Below are 17,203 nucleotides of genomic sequence, written 5' to 3'. Positions count from 1 at the left end.
TCACCTAGGGCTCTCGTCGTCGGAGGGTTCGGAGTCGGCCAGCCGGATCAGGGCGGCCGCCTGGTCCGCGATCGTGGTGGCGTCGAAGAGGAGGCTCAGGGGGACCTCCAGTCCGGTGAGGTCGCGCAGGCGCACCATCACCCGGGTGGCGAGGATCGAGTGCCCGCCCAGCAGGAAGAAGTCGTCCAGCACGCCGCACGCGCGGCCCAGGACCTCCTCCCACACCTGCGCCACGGCGCGCTCGATCTCGTCCCGGGGCGCGACGTAGGCGGTGTCGGGTACCAGCTCGGCGGGGTCGGGCACGGGCAGGGCCCTGCGGTCGACCTTCTTGCTCGGGGTCAGGGGCATCGCGTCGAGCACGGTCCACAGGCCGGGGACCATGTAGTCGGGCAGCCGGTCGGCCAGGTGGCGGCGGAGTTCGGCGACCGACGCGGGGGAGTCCCCGTGCACCACGTGGCCGACCAGTCGGCGCTCACCTCCCACGACGGGGGCGGTGACGGCCGCGGCCCGCACACCGGGGTGCGCGGCCAGGACCGCCTCGACCTCGCCGAGCTCGATCCGAAACCCCCGCACCTTGACCTGGGTGTCGATCCGGCCGAGGAACTCCACGACCCCGTCCGCGCGGTAGCGGGCCAGGTCTCCGGTTCGGTAGAGGCGGCTCCCCGGCGGCCCGTACGGGTCGGGCACGAACCGCTCGGCGGTGGTCGCGGGACGGCCCAGGTAGCCCCGGGCCAGCCGGTCGCCACCCACGCAGAGCTCGCCGGGCACGCCCACGGGCACGGGGCGTGCCAACGGGTCGAGCACGTACGTGCGGGTCCCCGGGATGGGCCTCCCCACGGGGAGCGCGGACTCCGGCCGGGCCCGCGTCTGGCCCTCCAACGCGTGGGTCATGCAGGTGACCGTGGCCTCGGTCGGCCCGTAGGTGGGCAGGAACCGGCCCGGCAGGTCCGCGTCCCGCCAGATGCGGGCGTCGTCGGCGGTGACCACGTCACTGCTCACCACGACCAGCCGCAGGTGGTCCAGGCGCGGGTCGCGTGCGCCGACGTGCGTCATCATCTCCCGGTAGTAGGCGGGGGTGATCTCCATGTGGGTGACCCGGTGCCGTCCGAGGAAGCCGGGGAGTTCCTCCGGGGGAGTGAACCCCGGGGGGCTGACCACGACCGAGGCCCCCAGCAGCAGCGGCGCGGCGATCTGGTCCATGGACACGTCGAAGGTGAGCGCGGAGAGCAGCACCACCCGGTCGCCGGGGCGGATGTCGTAGGCGTCCGCGACCGTGCGGCAGTGGTGCGCGTACGCCCGGTGGTCGATCATCACCCCCTTGGGGCGGCCGGTGGAGCCCGAGGTGTAGATGGCGTAGGCGAGGCGGTCGGGGTCGGAGTGCCCGCGCACGGGGCGGGCGGGCGCGGGCACGCGGGGCGCGGAAACGGGGTCCGCGGAGTCGGGGCCGGTGGGTGCGGCGACTCCGCCTTCGGCGGTCAGGCGCAGCACGGGTACGTCCAGACCGGCCAGGCGGTGCGCGAGGGAGTCGTGCGCGACCACGGCGGCCGCACCGAGGTCGCCCAGCATGAACGCGGTGCGCTCGACCGGGTGGGCGGTGTCGAGCGGGACGTACACGCCCCCGGCCGCCAGCACCGCGAACAGCACCACCACGGCGTCGGGCGAGCGGTCGAGGTAGACACCCACCGGGGTCTCGGGGGTCACGCCCTCCCGCACCAGCCGGTCGGCGAGCGCGTCGGAACGGGCGAGCAGCCCGCCGTAGGTGAGGCGGCCCCCGTCCCACTCCACGGCGACCCGCTCCGGAGTGCGTTCCGCCTGGGCGCGGAAGGCCTCGTGCACCGTCTCGGCCGGGGTGTGGGCGACCTCCCCGGACCACGGGCCGAGCGCGAGGTCCCGCTCCCTGGCGCCGAGCATGTCGAGCTCGGCCAGGCGCGCGCCCGGGTCGGCGGCCGCGCTGCGGGCCAGGCGGACGAACTGCCGCCCCAGCCCGAGCACGGTGGCCTCGTCGAAGAGCGCCGTGGCGTACTCGATCCGCACCCGGTAGCCGCCCCCGGTTTCGGCGGACAGGCCCAGGGTGAGGTCGAACTTGGCGGTCACGCGGTCGGTGCGGACCCGGCGCACGGACAGGCCCGGGAGGTCGGGCGCGCCGTCCCAGGGCCGTTCGGTCAGCTCGAACATGATGTCGAAGAGCGGGTTCCGCGACTGGTCCCGCTCGGGCGCGAGCTCCTCGACGAGGCGCTCGAAGGCCAGCCCGGCGTGGTCGTAGGCGTCCAACGCCGTGCCGCGCACCCGGCGCAGGAGTTCTCCGAACGTCCCGCCGCCCGCCGACGCGCCGGTGTCCACCCGCAGCACGAGGGTGTTGACCAGCAACCCCACGAGGTCGTCGGTGCGGGAGTCGCCCCGACCGGCCACCGGGGTACCCACCGCCACGTCGTCCTCGCCCGTGTGACGGGAGAGCAGCACCGTGAAGAGCGCCAGGTAGGTCATGAACGGGGTGGCCCCGTGGGACCGGCCGAGGGCGTCCACCGCCTCGGCGGTCTCCCGGGGCAGGACCAGCTCCACGGCCGCGCCCCCGGTGTCCCGCTGCCGGGGTCGCGGGCGGTCGGTGACCAGCTCCGAGGGGCGCAGCCCCGCCAGCCGCTCCGTCCAGTACGCGAGGTCGTGCCGGGCGTCCCCGTCCCGGGCGCGGCGCACCTCCCGGACGGCGTGCGCGGCCGGATCGGTCGCCGGGGTCGGCAGGTCGGGGGCCCTCCCCTGCCTGCGGGCCGTATAAGCGGCGGCCAGGTCGCGTGCCAGAACCTCCTCCGACCAGGCGTCGAAGGCGATGTGGTGCACGACCAGCACGAGCGCGTGGCGGTCCTCCGCCAGACGCAGCAGGCGCGGCCGCACCGGGGGCGCGGCGGCGAGGTCGAATCCGGTCGCGGCCATCTCGGAGAGCTCCACCGCGAGCGGGCGCCCTGTGTCGGCCACCGGCAGCCGGAACGGGACCGGGGGTTCGACGACCTGGTGGGGGACTCCGTCGGCACCGGTGGGGTAGCGGGTGCGCAGCGCCGGATGGCGCTCCACCACGTCGCCCAGGGCCCGCTCCAGGGCGCGGACGTCGAGGCCGCCCCCGATCTCCAGCGCCCACGTGATGGTGTACTCGGCCGTCCCCGGGCGCAGGGTGTCCAGGAACCACATGCGCTCCTGGGCGGGGGAGAGCGGCACCGGGCCCTCCGTCACGGGTTCGGGGGCGTCGACGGCGGCGCCAGCGGTGTCGGCGGTGTCGGCGGTTCCGGCGGGACCGTGACCGGCCCCCGCCGCCCCGGCCTCCTCCAGCGCGCGGGCGAGGGCGGCGACGGTGCGGGCCTCGAACAGGGCCCGCACCGGAACCCGCGCGCCCAGCTCGGCGCCGAGCGCCCCGGTGACCCGGGTGGCCAGCAGGGAGTGCCCGCCCAGATCGAAGAAGTCGTCCTCCGCGCCCACCGCGTCCCGCTCCAGGACCCGGCACCAGACCCGGGCGACCACCCGCTCCATCGGGGTGCGGGGCTCCCGGGACCCACCGTCCGGGGAGGCGCCGCCGGGGTCGGGCAGCGCGGCCCGGTCCACCTTCCCGCTGGTGGTGACGGGCAGGGCCGCCATCGGCACGTACAGCGAGGGGCGCCAGGGCCCGGGCAGGCGGTCGGCGGCCAGCGCGCGCAGCGCCGCCTCGTCCAGCCGCTCCCGCGACGGCACGGCGTAGGCCAGCAGGCGGGTCTGGCCGTCCGGGCCCGGGCGGGCGGTCACGGCCACCGCGGACACCCCGGGGTGCTCCCGCAGCACGGCCTCCACCTCCCCGGGCTCGACCCGCACGCCCCGGATCTTCACCTGGTCGTCGGCGCGGCCCAGGAACTCCAGCTCTCCGCACGGAGCGTGGCGGACGACGTCGCCGGTCCGGTAGAGGCGCCCGCCGGGCGGGCCGTGGGGGTCGGGGACGAAGCGCTCGGCGGTCTGCGCCGGACGGCCGGCGTAACCGTGCGCGAGACCCTCGCCCGCGACGTACAGCTCTCCGGGGACGCCCGGCGCGACCGGTAGCCCGTCCGGTCCGAGGACCAGCACGGTCGTGTTGTCCAGGGGGCGGCCGATCGGGACGGTGCCCGCGCCGTCGCCGCCGTCGCGACCGTCGCGACCGTCGCGACCGTCGCGACCGTCGCCGGAACGATCGCGGACGTGGAAGGTGACGTCGATGGAGCACTCCGTGGGTCCGTACGTGTTCACCACCCGGGCACCGCCCGCGTCGGCCAGGCGGTCGGCCAGCCGGACGGGCAGCGGCTCCCCCGCGGAGAACACGAGCCGCAGGTCGTCGGCGCGGCCCAGGTCGGGTTCCTCCGCGAGCAGGCGCAGGAACGACGGGACCCCCTGGAGGAGGGTGATCCGTTCCCGCACCAGGAGCCCCGCGACCAGCGCCGGGTCCGCCTCCGCGCCGTGCTCGGCCAGGACGACGGTGCCTCCCGCGACCAGCGGCGCCATCACCTCCCAGGCCATGGCGTCGAAGGTGGCGGTGGTCTTCTGGAGGAAGCGGTCGCCGGGGCCGATCCCGAAACGGTCCACCGCCCACAGGACCCGGTTGCGGATACCCCGGTGCGGAACGACGACCCCCTTGGGCCGCCCCGTCGAACCGGACGTGTGGACCACGTACGCGGGGGCGTCGGGGTCGGTCGCGACCGGGGCCGCCGCCACGGGCGCGCACTCCTCGCGGTCCAGGAACAGCAGCGGCCCCCCGGGCAGCCCGTCGGCCGCGCCGGTCTCGGTGACGGTCAGGCGGGCACCGGCGTCCGCCGTGACGAACGCCAGCCGTTCGGCGGGGTGCTCGGGGTCCAGGGGCAGGTAGGCGGCGCCCGCCCGCAGGACGCCCAGCATCCCGGTCACGAGAGCGGGGCCCCGGCGCACGCACAGGCCCACCACGTCACCCGGCCGCACGCCCCGGCGCACCAGCGCGCGGGCCACACCGTTGGCGGCCCCGTCGACCTCGGCGTAGGTCAGCGGCGCGCCGACCCCGCTGACGGCGACCGCCCCGGGGGTGCGGGCCGCCTGTTCGGCGACCAGCTCGGGCACCCCGGCGTCCGGACGGGGTCGTACCGGCCCGGAGGCCAGGTCGACCAGGGCGGCGCGCTCTCCGGGCGCCATGACCTCCAGCCGTCCCACCGGGAGCGCGGGGTCCTCGGCGGCGCCCTCCAGGAGGCGCACGTAGTGGTCGGCCAGGGTGCGGACCGTGGCCCGGTCGAACAACGCGGTGGCGTAGGACAGGTGCCCGCGCAGCGAACCGTCCGGGGCCGGGACCAGCTCCAGGGTGAGGTCGAACCGGGCGGACCGGGCGTCCACCTCCTCGGGGACGACCTCCAGGCCGGGCAGGGCGAAGCGCTCCGCCCCGGCGGGTTGGAAGGCGAACATGACCTGAAAGAGCGGTGTGCGGGCGAGGTCGCGCTCGGGGGCGACCGCCTCCACCAGCCGGTCGAACGGCACCCCGTCGCGGCCGTGGGCCAGCGCGGACTCCCGCGCGACCCGGTCCACCAGCTCGCCGAAGCCGGACGAGGCCGACACCCGCGTGCGCAGGACGGCGGTGTCGGCGAAGAACCCCACCACGTCCTCGCTGCCGGGGGCCGAGCGCCCCGACACCGGCACGCCGACGCACAGGTCGGTGCCCCCGGTACGGCGGTGGGTGAGCGCCAGCCACCCCGCGAGGTGCACCGCGAACGGGGTCGCGCCCCGGGCCGCGCCCAGGTCGGACAGGCGTCGGACCAGGTCGGCGGGGACGGTGAAACGGTGGGAGGCGCCCGCGGTGTCGCGGACCGCGCCCCGGGGGCGGTCGGTGGGGAGTTCGACGACGGGGGCGCCGGAGAGGTGGTCCCGCCAGGCCTCGAGCTCCTCCTCGAACCGCGGTCCGGCCAGGCGATCGCGCTGCCAGCGCGCGTGGTCGGAGTAGCGCACCCGCGGCGGAGCGGGCTCGCCCTCCCCGGCCGGGGCCGCGTAGGCCCGAGCCAGTTCGTCGGCGATCAGCCCGGTCGACCACCCGTCCGTGGCGATGTGGTGGATCACGAGCACGAGCACGTGGCGTTCGGGCTCGGTCCTGACCAACCGGACCCGCAGGACGGGTCCGTGTTCGAGGTCGACGGGCCGGGACAGCTCCTCGTCCACGACCGTCCCGGGGTCGGCCCGCTCGGCCTCGACCACGAGGGGCGCTGGCGGGTCCACGACCGCGACCGGATCGCCCGTGTCGTCGGTGCGGTAGCGGGTGCGCAGCGCCTCGTGCCGTCGGACGAGCCGGGTGAGGGCGCGGTCCAAGGCGTCGGTGTCGAGCCGCCCGCGCAGCCGCAGCACCACCGGGACCAGGTACTCGGTCCGCCCCGGGTGCAGCTGGTCGAGGAACCACAGGCCGCGTTGGGCGGCCGAGAGCGGGGCCGGCCCGGTCTCCGCCGAGCGCACCAGGGGCGCGGCCGACCGCCGCCCCGCGCGTGCGCGTTCGTCGAGCAGCGCGGCCAGGGCGGCGACGGTGCGGGACGTCAGGACGTCTCCGGCCGTGACGGCGGTCCCGGTCGCCTCCGTCAGGCGGCGGGCGACGCGGGCCGCGAGCAGGGAGTGGCCGCCGAGCGCGACGAAGTCGTCGTGGCGGCCGACCGCGTCCAGGCTCAGGGCGTCGCGCCACGCGTCGGCGGCCCGCTCCTCAGACGGTCCGCTCGGGGGCTCGGAGCCGCGCGCCAGGGGCGATGCCTCGGGCAGGGCGGCGCGGTCCACCTTCCCGTTGGCCAGGAGCGGGAGGGCGGGGCCGACCGTCCACAGGCTCGGGACGCAGGCCTCGGGCAGACGCCGGGCCAGGTGCGCCCGGACCCGCCCCGGGTCGGTCCCGGGCCCGGCCGCCAGGTGCAGGGCCAGGCGGGTGCGCCCGTCGCGCACGACCGCGACGGCGGCGGCCGCCCGGACCCCGGGGACCTCGCGCGCGGCCTGCTCCACCTCGGCCGGTTCGATCCGGTGGCCGTCCACCTTGACCTGGCGGTCCGCCCGGTGCAGGAACTCCATCACGCCGTCGGCGCGGCGGCGCACCACGTCGCCCGTCCGGTACATCCGCGTCCCGGGCGGACCGAACGGGTCCGGAACGAACCTCTCGGCGGTCAGGGCGGGCGCCGCCAGGTAGCCCCGGGCCACACCGGGGCCGGACACGTACAGCTCTCCGGCGGCCCCGTCGGCCACCGGCGCCAACCGGGCGTCGAGCACCCGCGCCCGCGCTCCCGCGATCGGCAGCCCCACCGGGACGTTCCCGGCGGCGAGATCCCCGGCACGGGCCACGTGGGCGCAGCACGCGACCGTGGTCTCGGTGGGCCCGTAACTGTTCACCACCAGGGTCTCGGGAGCCAGCTCCGCCCACGCGCGCAACTGTTCGGCGCGCAGCTGTTCACCGCCCACCACCAGCACCCGCGCGGCCGAGGCCAGGCCCGGGCCGGGGACGGTCTCCACGAGCGCGTCCAGGTGGGTCGGGGTCAGCTTGAGCAGGCCGTACGGCGTGTCACCGAGGACGTCGGCGAGCGGCTCCACACCCGCGCCGTCCACCACAGTCACCGCCCCGCCCGCGGCCAGCACCGGGTAGAGCGAGGTCAGGGCCAGGTCGAAGGCCACCGAGGTGTGCAGCACCGAACCGGCGGCGAACTGGGGACCCAGTTCCCGCAGCGCCCACTCCGTGTACACGGCCAGTCCCCGGTGCGGAACCATCACCCCCTTGGGAAGCCCGGTCGACCCGGACGTGTAGATCACGTACGCGAGCTCGTCCGGGTCCACCGGCACCCGCACCGGTGCGTCCGAGCGCGCGGCACCGGCCGCCCGCTCGGCGGGGTCGTCCAGGAGCAGGACGGGCACGTCGGCGCGGACCGCCGTGCCCGCCTCGGCGACCAGCAGCCCCGCCCCCGACTCCCGCAGCGCCCGCTCGGCCCTGCCGACCGGGTGGTGGGGGTCCAGCGGGAGGTACGCCGCCCCGGCGCGGAGCACCGCGAGCAGGCAGACCACCAGCTCCGGGGAGCGGGGGAGCCGCACCGCGACCAGGGAGCCCCGGCCCACCCCCCGACCGATCAGGCCACGGGCGAGCCGGTTCACCGCGGACTCCAGGTCCCGGTAGGTGAGCGCGGTCCGGCCGCCGCGCACGGCCACCGCGTCGGGGTCGGTCTCCGCCCGGGCGGAGACCAGCTCCTGGACGAGGACGGGGGCGTGCGCGGGGTCCGGCCCGACGGCCGGGTCCGCGCCACCTCGCTGGGGTACGGGGGACTGGTGGTTCATGGGACCTCTACCTGGATTGTGTGGTCCTCCCGGCCGCCGCTCTCAGGCGCGGCCGGGGGCCATCCGTTCACGAAGACTGCGGGGACGCATGTCGGTCCAGACCCGTTCGATGTGGTCGAGGCACTCCTGCCGGGTACCGCGCGTGCCCTCCCGGGTCCACCCCTCGGGCGGCTCCCGGTCGGCGGGCCACAGCGAGTACTGCTCCTCGTGGTTGAGGACGACGTCGAACTCCTCGTTCGGGAACACGGGGCTCCTCCTTGGTTCTGGTGGGGGCGGGTGTCAGGTCAGGAAGTCGGCGATGTCGGTGCCCAGCCCCCGGGACCGGGCCTCGGAGAGCACCTGGGCGGCCAGCGCGGTGTCGAGGGTGCCCAGGCCGAACGGTGAGAAGACGGTCGTCCTGGTCGGGTCGTGCGCCGCCCCCGACCGCACGAGCGCACCGATCTCGGCCTCCACGAACCCCCGGTCCCCGCGCTCGCGGGCGGCCAGGTCCAGGGAGGTGTCGGCCCGGCACACGTGGTCGGTGTCGTCGACGACGTTGCGGGCCTTGAGGATCGACTCCGGCAGGACGTCGCGCAGGGACAGGTGCAGGACGACGGTCCCCGGAACGCAGGCGTCCAACGACAGGTAGGGGGTGCCCGCCGTCGTGGCCAGCGAGACGAGCCGATGCGCGCGCAGGGCCTCCTCGTGGTCGTCCGCGAGCGAGAACTCCAGCTCCGGCCAGGTCGTGCGGCACGACGCCGCGAAGGACGCCGCCCGACCCCGGTCGTGGTCCATGAGCGTGACCCTCCGGAGGGCGGGCAGCCGCGCCCGGAGGAAGCGCAGCACCTCGCGGTTGACGACCCCGCACCCGACCAGCGACACACCCGCGTCGTACCCCTCCGGCGCGCCCTCCAGGAGCAGCCCCGCGGCCAGGGCGGCGCTCGCGGCGGTCCGGCGCGCCGAGACCACCGCGCCCTCCACCAGGGCGACCGGGCTCCCGTCCAGCGGGGAGTTGAGCAGGATCGCGGCGGTGGCGCGCTCACCGCCCCGTGCGACGTTGCCCGGGAAGGAGGCGATCCACTTCATCCCGATCGCCGGTTCGGAACCCCCCACGTAGGCGGGGAGGCCGATCACCCGGTCGGTGGTGTTGCCGGGAAAGCGCAGGAACACCGAGTGCGGAAGCGCGTCCTCCCCCCGGTCGTGGGCCGCGTACGTGCGGGCCACCACGTCCAGGACCGTCTTCTCCTCGCCGTCCAGGACGGCTCGGACGTCGGCGCGGCGCAGCACTCTCATCGGTCGTTCTCCTTCCACAGGTGCGCGACCTCACCGAAGTGGTCGCGCACCCACGTGTCGTCGTAGATGGTGTCCAGGTAGCGCTCGCCCCGGTCGGCCAGCACGGCCACGCACGTGGCGCCCGGGGGCAGCTCGGGGGCGAGCCGCTCCACGGCACTGACCACGGCCCCCGAGGACCCCCCGGCCAGCAGCGCCTCCCGGCGGATCAGGCGACGGCAGCCCACCACGGCGTCGAGGTCGCTGACGTGCACCACCTGGTCGGCGACCCCCTTGCGGTACAGGGCCGGGGGGACCGCCGCCCCGTGCCCGGGGAGCAGCCGGGGCCCGCGCGGGCGGCCGAAGATGGCACTGCCCTCCGCGTCCACGGCGACGACCCGGGTGCGCGGGCTGTGCTCGGCGAGGTACTCGCGGCAGCCCGTGACCGTCCCACAGGAGCTGGTGGCCACGAAGAGGTAGTCCACGGGTCCCCCGGCCTGTTCGAGGATCTCGGCCATGGTGGTGTGGTGGGCCCGGGGGTTGAGCTCGTTCGCGTACTGGTTGGGCCAGTAGGCGTGGGGGATGCGGTCGACCAGCTCACGGACCCGCGCGATGCGGGCGGGCAGGTACTCGCCGGTCGCGGGGTCGGGTCGGTCCACCATGTCCACCTCCGTGCCGTAGGCCCGCAGGATGGCGAGGTTCTGGCTGGTGGTCCTGCTGTCGACGACGCACACGAAGCGGAGGCCGTACCAGCCGCACACCTGGGCCATACCGATGGCGAGGTTGCCGGAGCTGGACTCGACCACCACCGAACGTCCGGGGACGAGATCACCGGAGCGGACCCGCCCGACGAGCATGCTGACGGAGGCCCGGTCCTTGATGCTGCCGCCCGGGTTCATCCCCTCGATCTTCGCCAGGACATCGAATTCGCGGTCGGCGAAGAGACGGCCCAGCCGGATCAGGGGTGTGCCTCCGACCGTGGAGAGCACTCCCTGAGGTGGACGGTTATTCATCGGATCAGGACCTTCCCCGGACCCCAGGTTCCCACTGGGCGTCTCGTCGCTACCTAGGACAGCGATTCCCGGACCTTCTTCGGGATGTTCCTCCCCGCCTTTCCGGTCACCAGGAATCGTTCGATCATCTCCGGCATTCCCCATTCGGCCCAGTCGTCGCGACTGATCGAGTAGATGTGGACGTCCCAGAGTCGGCCACAGAAATAGAAATGGTCACGGAGAGTCGCCTCGGGTTCGGCCTTCTCCACCTGGGGGCCGAAGTTGGCGATGGTCGCCTTCGTGGTGCGGACGTAGACCTTGCGCACGTTCCACATCGCGAACGCGTAGTTGATGGTGAGGATCGCGGACTCGCCGCCGAGCCCGAGGTTCTCCTGGCGGATGTCGCTGTACAGGCCGACCTGGACGTGCCCGGCGGGCTGGTTGAGCTCGTGCAGGGTGGTGAAGCCGACCGTCTTCCCGGTCGCCTTCGACACGGCCAGGAAGTAGGCGCTGATGTCCGACCGCCGGTGGTCGGCGAGGTAGGTGTCGATGTCGGAAAGGCTTTCCACGCCGCCGCTCAGGAGGATGTCGAAAGTCTCCTCCGTGGCCGTCGAGGGGACGAGCTTCAGCCGACGGGTCTCGACGTGCGGGAACAGCAAGGGACAGCTCCGTTCTTCGGGTGAGGCGTCATTCGGACGCACCTCGTCACACCGTCCCGCCAGCGGGACGTGGGCAATGGTGAGGAATCGGATCGAACCTAGCCCCGGCACTTCTTGCGGGTCAATGCCTGAGCGGATGTGATGGCATTAGCGATTCCGGAATCCGCCGACAGGGCGGGCGGAAACGACGGAACGCCCTACAGTTCCCATTCACCAGTGAATTCCAGAACCCGGAGGCATCGGTGCGAATCCTGTTCGCGACCAGATCGGAAAAGACGCATTTCCTGAGCATGGTCCCGCTCGCCTGGGCCCTGCGAACGGCGGGCCACGAGGTGCGGGTCGCCTGCCAGCCCGAGCTCGTGGACACGGTGACCTCCTCGGGGCTGACCTGCGTCCCCGTGGGGAGCGACCACGACTTCTGGCGGCTGCTGCGGCTGTTCCCCGACCGCAGGGAGACGGCCCGGGCCGGCCAGTCCGTCCCCTTCGACGTCGTCGACATGGCACCCGACGACATCACCTGGGAGTACCTGCGAGACGGCTACGCCAACCTCGTGCCCTGGTGGTTCCGGATGGTCAACGACCCCATCCGCGACGAGCTGGTCGAGTACTGCCGCCGGTGGCGCCCGGACGCCGTCCTGTGGGAGCCCGGCACCTACGCCGCCTCCGTGGCCGCCGAGGCGGTCGGCGCCGTGCACGCCAGGGTCACTTGCGGCGCCGACCTGTACGGGTGGGTGCGCCGGACCTACCTGGAGTTCATGGCGGAGCAGCCCGAGGCGGAGCGGGTCGACCCCCTGGCCGACTGGCTGCGCCGGAGCGCGGCCCGGCACGGGGTGGCCTTCGACGAACGGCTCACCCACGGGCACTTCACCATCGAGCAACTGCCCCCGCCGCTGCGGATCGACGGCGGCCTGGAGTACCTGGGCCTGCGGTACGTCCCCCACAACGGGAGGTCGGTGGTCGACCCCTGGCTGTGGGCGCCGCCGGAGCGGCCGCGCGTGTGCCTCACCCTCGGCACCACCGAGGCCGAGCGCTTCGGCGACCACGCGCTGTCCGTGCGGTCGCTGGTCCACCGGCTCGCGGAGCTGGACGCGGAGATCGTCGCCACCGTCGCCGAGACCGAACAGGAGGCCCTGGGCCCCCTGCCCGAGAACGTGCGCGTGGAGGGGTTCGTGCCGCTCCAGGCCCTGCTGCCCAGCTGTGCGGCGATCGTGCACCACGGCGGGTGGGGGACCGTGAACAGCGCGGTGGCGGCCGGGGTCCCGCAGCTGCTCATCCCGAACGACCTCGACGCGCCCTTCCTCAGCCGCCGTGTGGAGGAGGCCGGGGCGGGGACGTGGATCGCGCCGTCGGAGGCGACCGGGGAGCGGGTGCGCGACGCGGTCGACGCTCTGCTCTCGGACGGGAGATATCGGCGGGGGGCGCTGCGCCTGCGGGAGGAGGCCCTGACCCAACCGAGCCCGAACGCCTTCGTCGCGACGTTGGAGGAGGCGGTGCGGCGCCACTCCGCCGCCCCGGCCGGGAACTGAGGGGGCCGAGGGGCACGGGCGATGCGTGGGGGAGGAGGTGCTTCACGACCCGGTGGAACAAGTGACGCGCGGGGGAGCGGGGGCAGACGGTGCGCGTGAGAACGGGGCCTCGGGCCGTCTGCGCACGGTTCCGGCGGTACTTCCAGCGCGCGGGCCGGTTCGGCGGCGCGTAGCGGGCAGGGCGGAGTTCACGAGGTGGGCGCCGAAGCTCCACGCGGAACCCACCGGCATCCCCGGGCGGATGTTTCACGTGAAACACCCGCACCGAGTCGACCCGTCGCCCCCTCGACACGTCGACGAGGCGCTCTGGAGACGAAGCCACAGGTCGACATGTCGACGCCCGGACCGCCCCGGGAGACACCCCTTCCCACCACGGCGGGCCGCACCGGAGCACGGCGATCCCCGCTTCGGCGGCGGGTCGCCGACGGGCAGGCGCCGCGGCAGCCCCGAAAGGGACGGCGGATGCGGGCAGGGGTCGTGGGCGGCCGGTGGGCTATCCGCCGACCAGACGGGCCAGCTCCACCCGGGAGCGGATGCCCAGCCTGCTGTAGATGTTGCGCAGATGGTGGTCGACCGTGCGGGTGCTCAGGAAGAGCCGCGCCGCCACCTCCCGGTTGGTGGCGCCCTCCGCGACGTGTCGGGCGATCCGCATCTGCTGCGGGCTGAGCAGGTCCACGCCGCCGACCGCCCCCGTGCCCGTCCCGCCGCCCGTTCGCGCCGCCGTGCTGCCGCGCGCCGCGCGCAACTCCTCCCGAGCCTGACGCGCCCACGGCCGTGCGTCCAGGCGGTCGAAGACCTCGACCGCGGCGCGCAGGTGCTCTCGGGCCCGCCCCGGATGGCGGGAGCGCCGCAGGTGCCCGCCGTACAGCAGCCGGGTGCGCGCCTCCTCGAAGTCGCAGTACCCGGACGCGTGCAGGTCGAGCGCGCGCTCGAAGTACCGGTCGGCCTCGGCCCCCGCACCGAGCAGCCCCCGGCAGCGCATCACCTGGGCCCGTGCGGTGTCCTGGCCGGTGGCCTCCGCCCAGCTGGCGAAGGTCTCCACCGCGCCGTCGACACGCACCGCCACCCCGCCGCGCACCGACGCCTCCACCAGGTGCGGGGTGATCAGCAGCCGCACCGCGGCGTGACCGCTACCCGGCCCCGACCGTGCCAGGGTCCGCAGCCGCATGGCCGCCTCGGCGGTACGCCCCGAGCCGAGGTCGAGCAGCGCCAGCGCCCACGCCGCCAGCCCGGCGGGCAGCCCGACGTCGTGTTCCCCGGCCAGGGCGAGAGCGGTCCCGGCGTGCTCACGACACGCGTCCTCGTCGCCCCGGATCGCCGCGACGAAGGCCAGCGCGCCCCGGTGGTGGCTCGCGCAGTTGTCCTGCCCGGACTCCAGGGACACCCGCAGGCCCTCGGCGGCGCTGCCCTGCGCCAGGGACAGCCGACCGAACCACATCTCCGCGTAGGTCAGGAACTCCAGCGCCTGCGGGACCAGCGTGTACGCCCCGGTGCGGCGGGCCACCGCCACCGCCCGCCCCGCCAGGGCCCGCGTGCGCAGGTGGTCGCCGCGCAGGAGACCGGCGATCCCGCCCAGCACGAGCGCCTGGGGGTCGCCGATCCGGTCGGCCGTCTCCACCGCCCGTTCCAGGAGGGCCGCGCCCTCGCCGTGGCGTCCCTGGAACATGGCGGCCTTGCCGGTCATGTAGTCGAGGACCAGCCGGTCCCAGGGGCGGTCGGCACCGCGCGGCCCGTCCCGGGTGTCCGCCTCGCGAGGCGCGGTGGCGCCCTCCGCGAGGTCACGGGCCCGGCGCGCCGTGGCGAAGAACCGTTCGTGGTCGCCGGACAGGCAGCTGGCCTCACCCGCCTGGAGCAGTACCCGTAGCGCCGCGCCGGGGTCGCTGCGCGCCAACCGGTCGGCGGCGGGCCCCAGGTGCGCGAAGGCATCGATGGCCACCCCCGAGCGCAGGTCCATCTCGGCGCGCAGGAGGTCGGCGCGGTCCTGGACGTCGCGGACCCGGGTGTCGCGGTCCCGGTGCGGGAAGGCGTCCCCGGAAACGGGGCGAGCGGGCGGGACCGGGCGAACCCGCGCGAGGACCCGACGGGCGCGGGCCGGGTCTCCGGACAGCCACGCGGAGCGGGCGGCGTCGGTCAGCCGGAGGCCCCGCAGGGCCGGGTCCGGGGTGAACCGGGCGGCGTGTTCGTGGAGCAGGGAGGCGGGGGCGTGCCCGTCCCGGTCGACGGCCCGGTGGGCCTCCTCGTGGAGGGCGGCGGCGACCCGCTCGTCGGGCACGCCTTCGGCCAGGGCGCGATGCCAGACCGCGCGTCCGGTGTCCCCGGCCGCCGCGTACGCGCGGGCGAGGTCCAGGTGGGCGGAGCGCCGCTGCGCGGGGGAGGCGCGGTGGTAGGCGGCGGACCGGGCCAGCGGGTGGGTGAAGGCCGTCGCCCGGCCGGGGTCGCTGACCAGCCCCGCGTCGCGCGCGGCCGCCCAGGGGTCGGGGGCGCAGGGGGCGCGGGGGTCGGGGTCGGCGGGGGTGTCACCACCGGGGTCCATGCCGCCGGTCACGGTGTGCGGTGGGTCGGAACGCGCGGCGCCACCCGTGTCGGCGGCGTCCCGGCGGGGGCCGGAGCGATCGGAACCGGCTCCGGCACCGCTGGCGGCATCGGCGTGGGCACCGGCATTCGACGGGTCTGTTCCCAGCACCGGAGCCGCCGGGGCGCGGGGGTCGGCCGCCAACCGGACGAGCGCGAGCCGGGAGGCCGGGTCGATCCGGGCGAGCGCCCGGGTGAAGGCGTCGGTGAGCTCGCCCCGGGATCGCGGCGGCTGCTCCAGGGCCGCGGCGCCCGACCTCTGTTCGGGGTCGGTCCCCTCCAGCAGTTCGAGGGCGGCGCGGGGGTTGCCCTGCGCCGCCTCCGCGAGCGCCGCCGCCACCGGGTCCGCGAGTCCCTCCGGACACCCGTCCCGGGCCGCCTCCGCCACAAGGTCAAGCACCGCGCCCGCCTCCAGGGGGCGCAGCCGGAGCACGGGAATCCCGGTGAGCCGGTCGGGGTCGGCGTCCCTGGCGCTGAGCAGCACCGCCGCCCCCTCGTGGGTGAGTCTGCGCGCCACGAACGCCACCGCCTCACGCGAGGGGGCGTCGAGCAGGTGGACGTCGTCCACGCGGAACAGGAGCGGGCGTTCCGAGGCGGCCTCGGCGCACAGCCCGAGGACCGCGTTGGCGAGCGGGAGCGCCTCTCCGGGGTCCCCGGTGTCCAGGGCCCGGGCGAGCGTCTCCCGTTGGGCGCGGGGCAGGCGGGGGAGCAGGGGGAGCGCGGGAAGCAGGAGCTGGTGCAGACCGGCCAGGGGCAGCCGTCCCTCGCCGGGGGCGGCGTGGGCGCTGAGCACGGCGAGGTCGTGGGCCCCCTCCTCCGCGCACTCCAGCAGGGCGGTGCGGCCCATGCCGGAGGGGCCGGTCACGAGCAGGCCGCCGCCGCTCCCCGAGCGGGCGGCGTCGAGCAGTCGGCGGACGGTGAGCAGTTCGCGGTCGCGCCCGTGGAGGCGCGTCGTGCGTGTGAGCGGGTTCACGCTGATCACACCCCTAAGTTACTCGCGAGTTAAGTCCGAGTAAAGAGACCGGCGATTCGGCCGATGCGCCCGTGTGACCCGTGGCACACAATCGGGGTTCCCCGCTTCCCCCACCCCCGGAGGTCACATGAGACGCCTGACCGCGCTCCTGTGCGGACTCGTCCTCGCACTCACCACCGCGCTCCAGGCCGCGCCCGCCGCCGCGAACGCCCCCGCCCCGATCGTCTTCGTCCACGGGTTCATGGGCAAGGGCGGCCAGTGGGACGCCATGCGCGCCGCCCTCGTCGACTCCGGCTACCCCGAGGACCGGCTGCACGTCTTCTCCTACGACTGGGCCCGGTCCAACACCACCATCGCCGGGCTGCTCGGCGACCACATCGAGGGCGTGCGCGCCCAGCACGGCGCCGACCGCGTGCACCTGGTGACCCACTCCATGGGCGGCCTGTCGTCGCGCTACTACATCAAGAACCTCGGCGGCACGGAGACCGTCGACCAGTGGATCTCCATCGGCGGCCCGAACAACGGGACCAACATCGCCAACCTGTGCCCGTCCCCGATCACACCCTGCCAGGAGATGCGGCACGGGTCCGACTTCCTCAACGGCCTGAACGGCGGCGACCCCACACCCGGACCGGTGCGGTACACGACCCTGCGCTCGCCCTGCGACATCGTCATCTCACCCACCGACAGCACCTCGCTGCCCGGGGCCGACAACATCCGGGTCGGCTGCGTCGAACACATCTCCCTGATGTGGAACGGCGAGGTCATCGACCACGTGCGCGGCGTCGTCAGCTGACCCGCTTCCAGCTGAGGGCACCGGGACCTCCCGTGTCGCCGAGTCACCATGGCGACGTGTCGACACGGCTCCCCGCACGCCGGGGCCCGGAACGGCGCAGGCCAGGAAGAAGCAGGGCGTCCGGGCGTTCCGGCACCGGTTGGGGAAGGTGCAGATCCCGGTCG

The 17,203-nt window shown here is 75.2% G+C and carries 8 protein-coding genes; 2 read left to right on the top strand and 6 right to left on the bottom strand.

The features are described 5' to 3' along the window. The 5 genes from ABZ635_RS21705 to ABZ635_RS21685 are packed head-to-tail and all read right to left on the bottom strand — an operon-like array spanning position 1 to position 11,173. Positions 1-8,274 (bottom strand): amino acid adenylation domain-containing protein, encoded by an 8,274-nt coding sequence (locus tag ABZ635_RS21705; protein WP_357768162.1) that lies wholly within the window; start codon positions 8,272-8,274, stop codon positions 1-3. A 42-nt stretch (positions 8,275-8,316) separates the two neighbouring features. Then, positions 8,317-8,520 (bottom strand): MbtH family NRPS accessory protein, encoded by a 204-nt coding sequence (locus ABZ635_RS21700; protein WP_357768160.1) that lies wholly within the window; start codon positions 8,518-8,520, stop codon positions 8,317-8,319. Between the two features lie 33 nt (positions 8,521-8,553). After that, positions 8,554-9,546: a 2,3-diaminopropionate biosynthesis protein SbnB gene (gene sbnB, locus ABZ635_RS21695; protein ID WP_357768157.1), complete on the bottom strand. Its 993-nt coding sequence runs from the start codon at positions 9,544-9,546 to the stop codon at positions 8,554-8,556. Then, positions 9,543-10,535 (bottom strand): 2,3-diaminopropionate biosynthesis protein SbnA, encoded by a 993-nt coding sequence (gene sbnA, locus ABZ635_RS21690; RefSeq protein ID WP_357768153.1) that lies wholly within the window; start codon positions 10,533-10,535, stop codon positions 9,543-9,545. The genes sbnB and sbnA overlap by 4 nt, the downstream gene beginning before the upstream one ends. Positions 10,536-10,588: 53 nt before the next feature. After that, positions 10,589-11,173 carry a GNAT family protein gene (locus ABZ635_RS21685; RefSeq protein WP_357768150.1) on the bottom strand — a complete coding sequence of 195 codons (585 nt, stop codon included), beginning with the start codon at positions 11,171-11,173 and terminating at the stop codon, positions 10,589-10,591. A 242-nt stretch (positions 11,174-11,415) separates the two neighbouring features. Here ABZ635_RS21685 and ABZ635_RS21680 point away from each other — a divergent pair, with 242 nt between their 5' ends. Then, positions 11,416-12,699, top strand: coding sequence for an activator-dependent family glycosyltransferase (locus ABZ635_RS21680; protein ID WP_357768147.1), 1,284 nt, complete (start codon positions 11,416-11,418; stop codon positions 12,697-12,699). Positions 12,700-13,192: 493 nt separating this feature from the next. Here ABZ635_RS21680 and ABZ635_RS21675 read toward each other — a convergent pair whose 3' ends face one another. Further along, positions 13,193-16,252 carry a LuxR family transcriptional regulator gene (locus tag ABZ635_RS21675; RefSeq protein WP_357768144.1) on the bottom strand — a complete coding sequence of 1,020 codons (3,060 nt, stop codon included), beginning with the start codon at positions 16,250-16,252 and terminating at the stop codon, positions 13,193-13,195. A 118-nt stretch (positions 16,253-16,370) separates the two neighbouring features. Here ABZ635_RS21675 and ABZ635_RS21670 point away from each other — a divergent pair, with 118 nt between their 5' ends. Beyond that, positions 16,371-17,039 (top strand): alpha/beta fold hydrolase, encoded by a 669-nt coding sequence (locus tag ABZ635_RS21670; RefSeq protein WP_357768141.1) that lies wholly within the window; start codon positions 16,371-16,373, stop codon positions 17,037-17,039. The last annotated feature ends 164 nt before the right edge of the window (positions 17,040-17,203 follow it).

Source organism: Nocardiopsis sp. NPDC007018, from assembly GCF_040635075.1.
Lineage (GTDB): Bacteria > Actinomycetota > Actinomycetes > Streptosporangiales > Streptosporangiaceae > Nocardiopsis.
Note: the sequence above shows the minus strand (reverse complement) of the source record. Positions and strands in the feature narration are given on the sequence as shown.

What these genes read in the sequence shown, in the direction of transcription:
- ABZ635_RS21705 (WP_357768162.1), bottom strand. Translation starts at nt 8,274, where the DNA reads ATGAACCACCAGTCCCCCGTACCCCAGCGAGGTGGCGCGGACCCGGCC.
- sbnB (WP_357768157.1), bottom strand. Translation starts at nt 9,546, where the DNA reads ATGAGAGTGCTGCGCCGCGCCGACGTCCGAGCCGTCCTGGACGGCGAG.
- sbnA (WP_357768153.1), bottom strand. Translation starts at nt 10,535, where the DNA reads ATGAATAACCGTCCACCTCAGGGAGTGCTCTCCACGGTCGGAGGCACA.
- ABZ635_RS21670 (WP_357768141.1), top strand. Translation starts at nt 16,371, where the DNA reads ATGAGACGCCTGACCGCGCTCCTGTGCGGACTCGTCCTCGCACTCACC.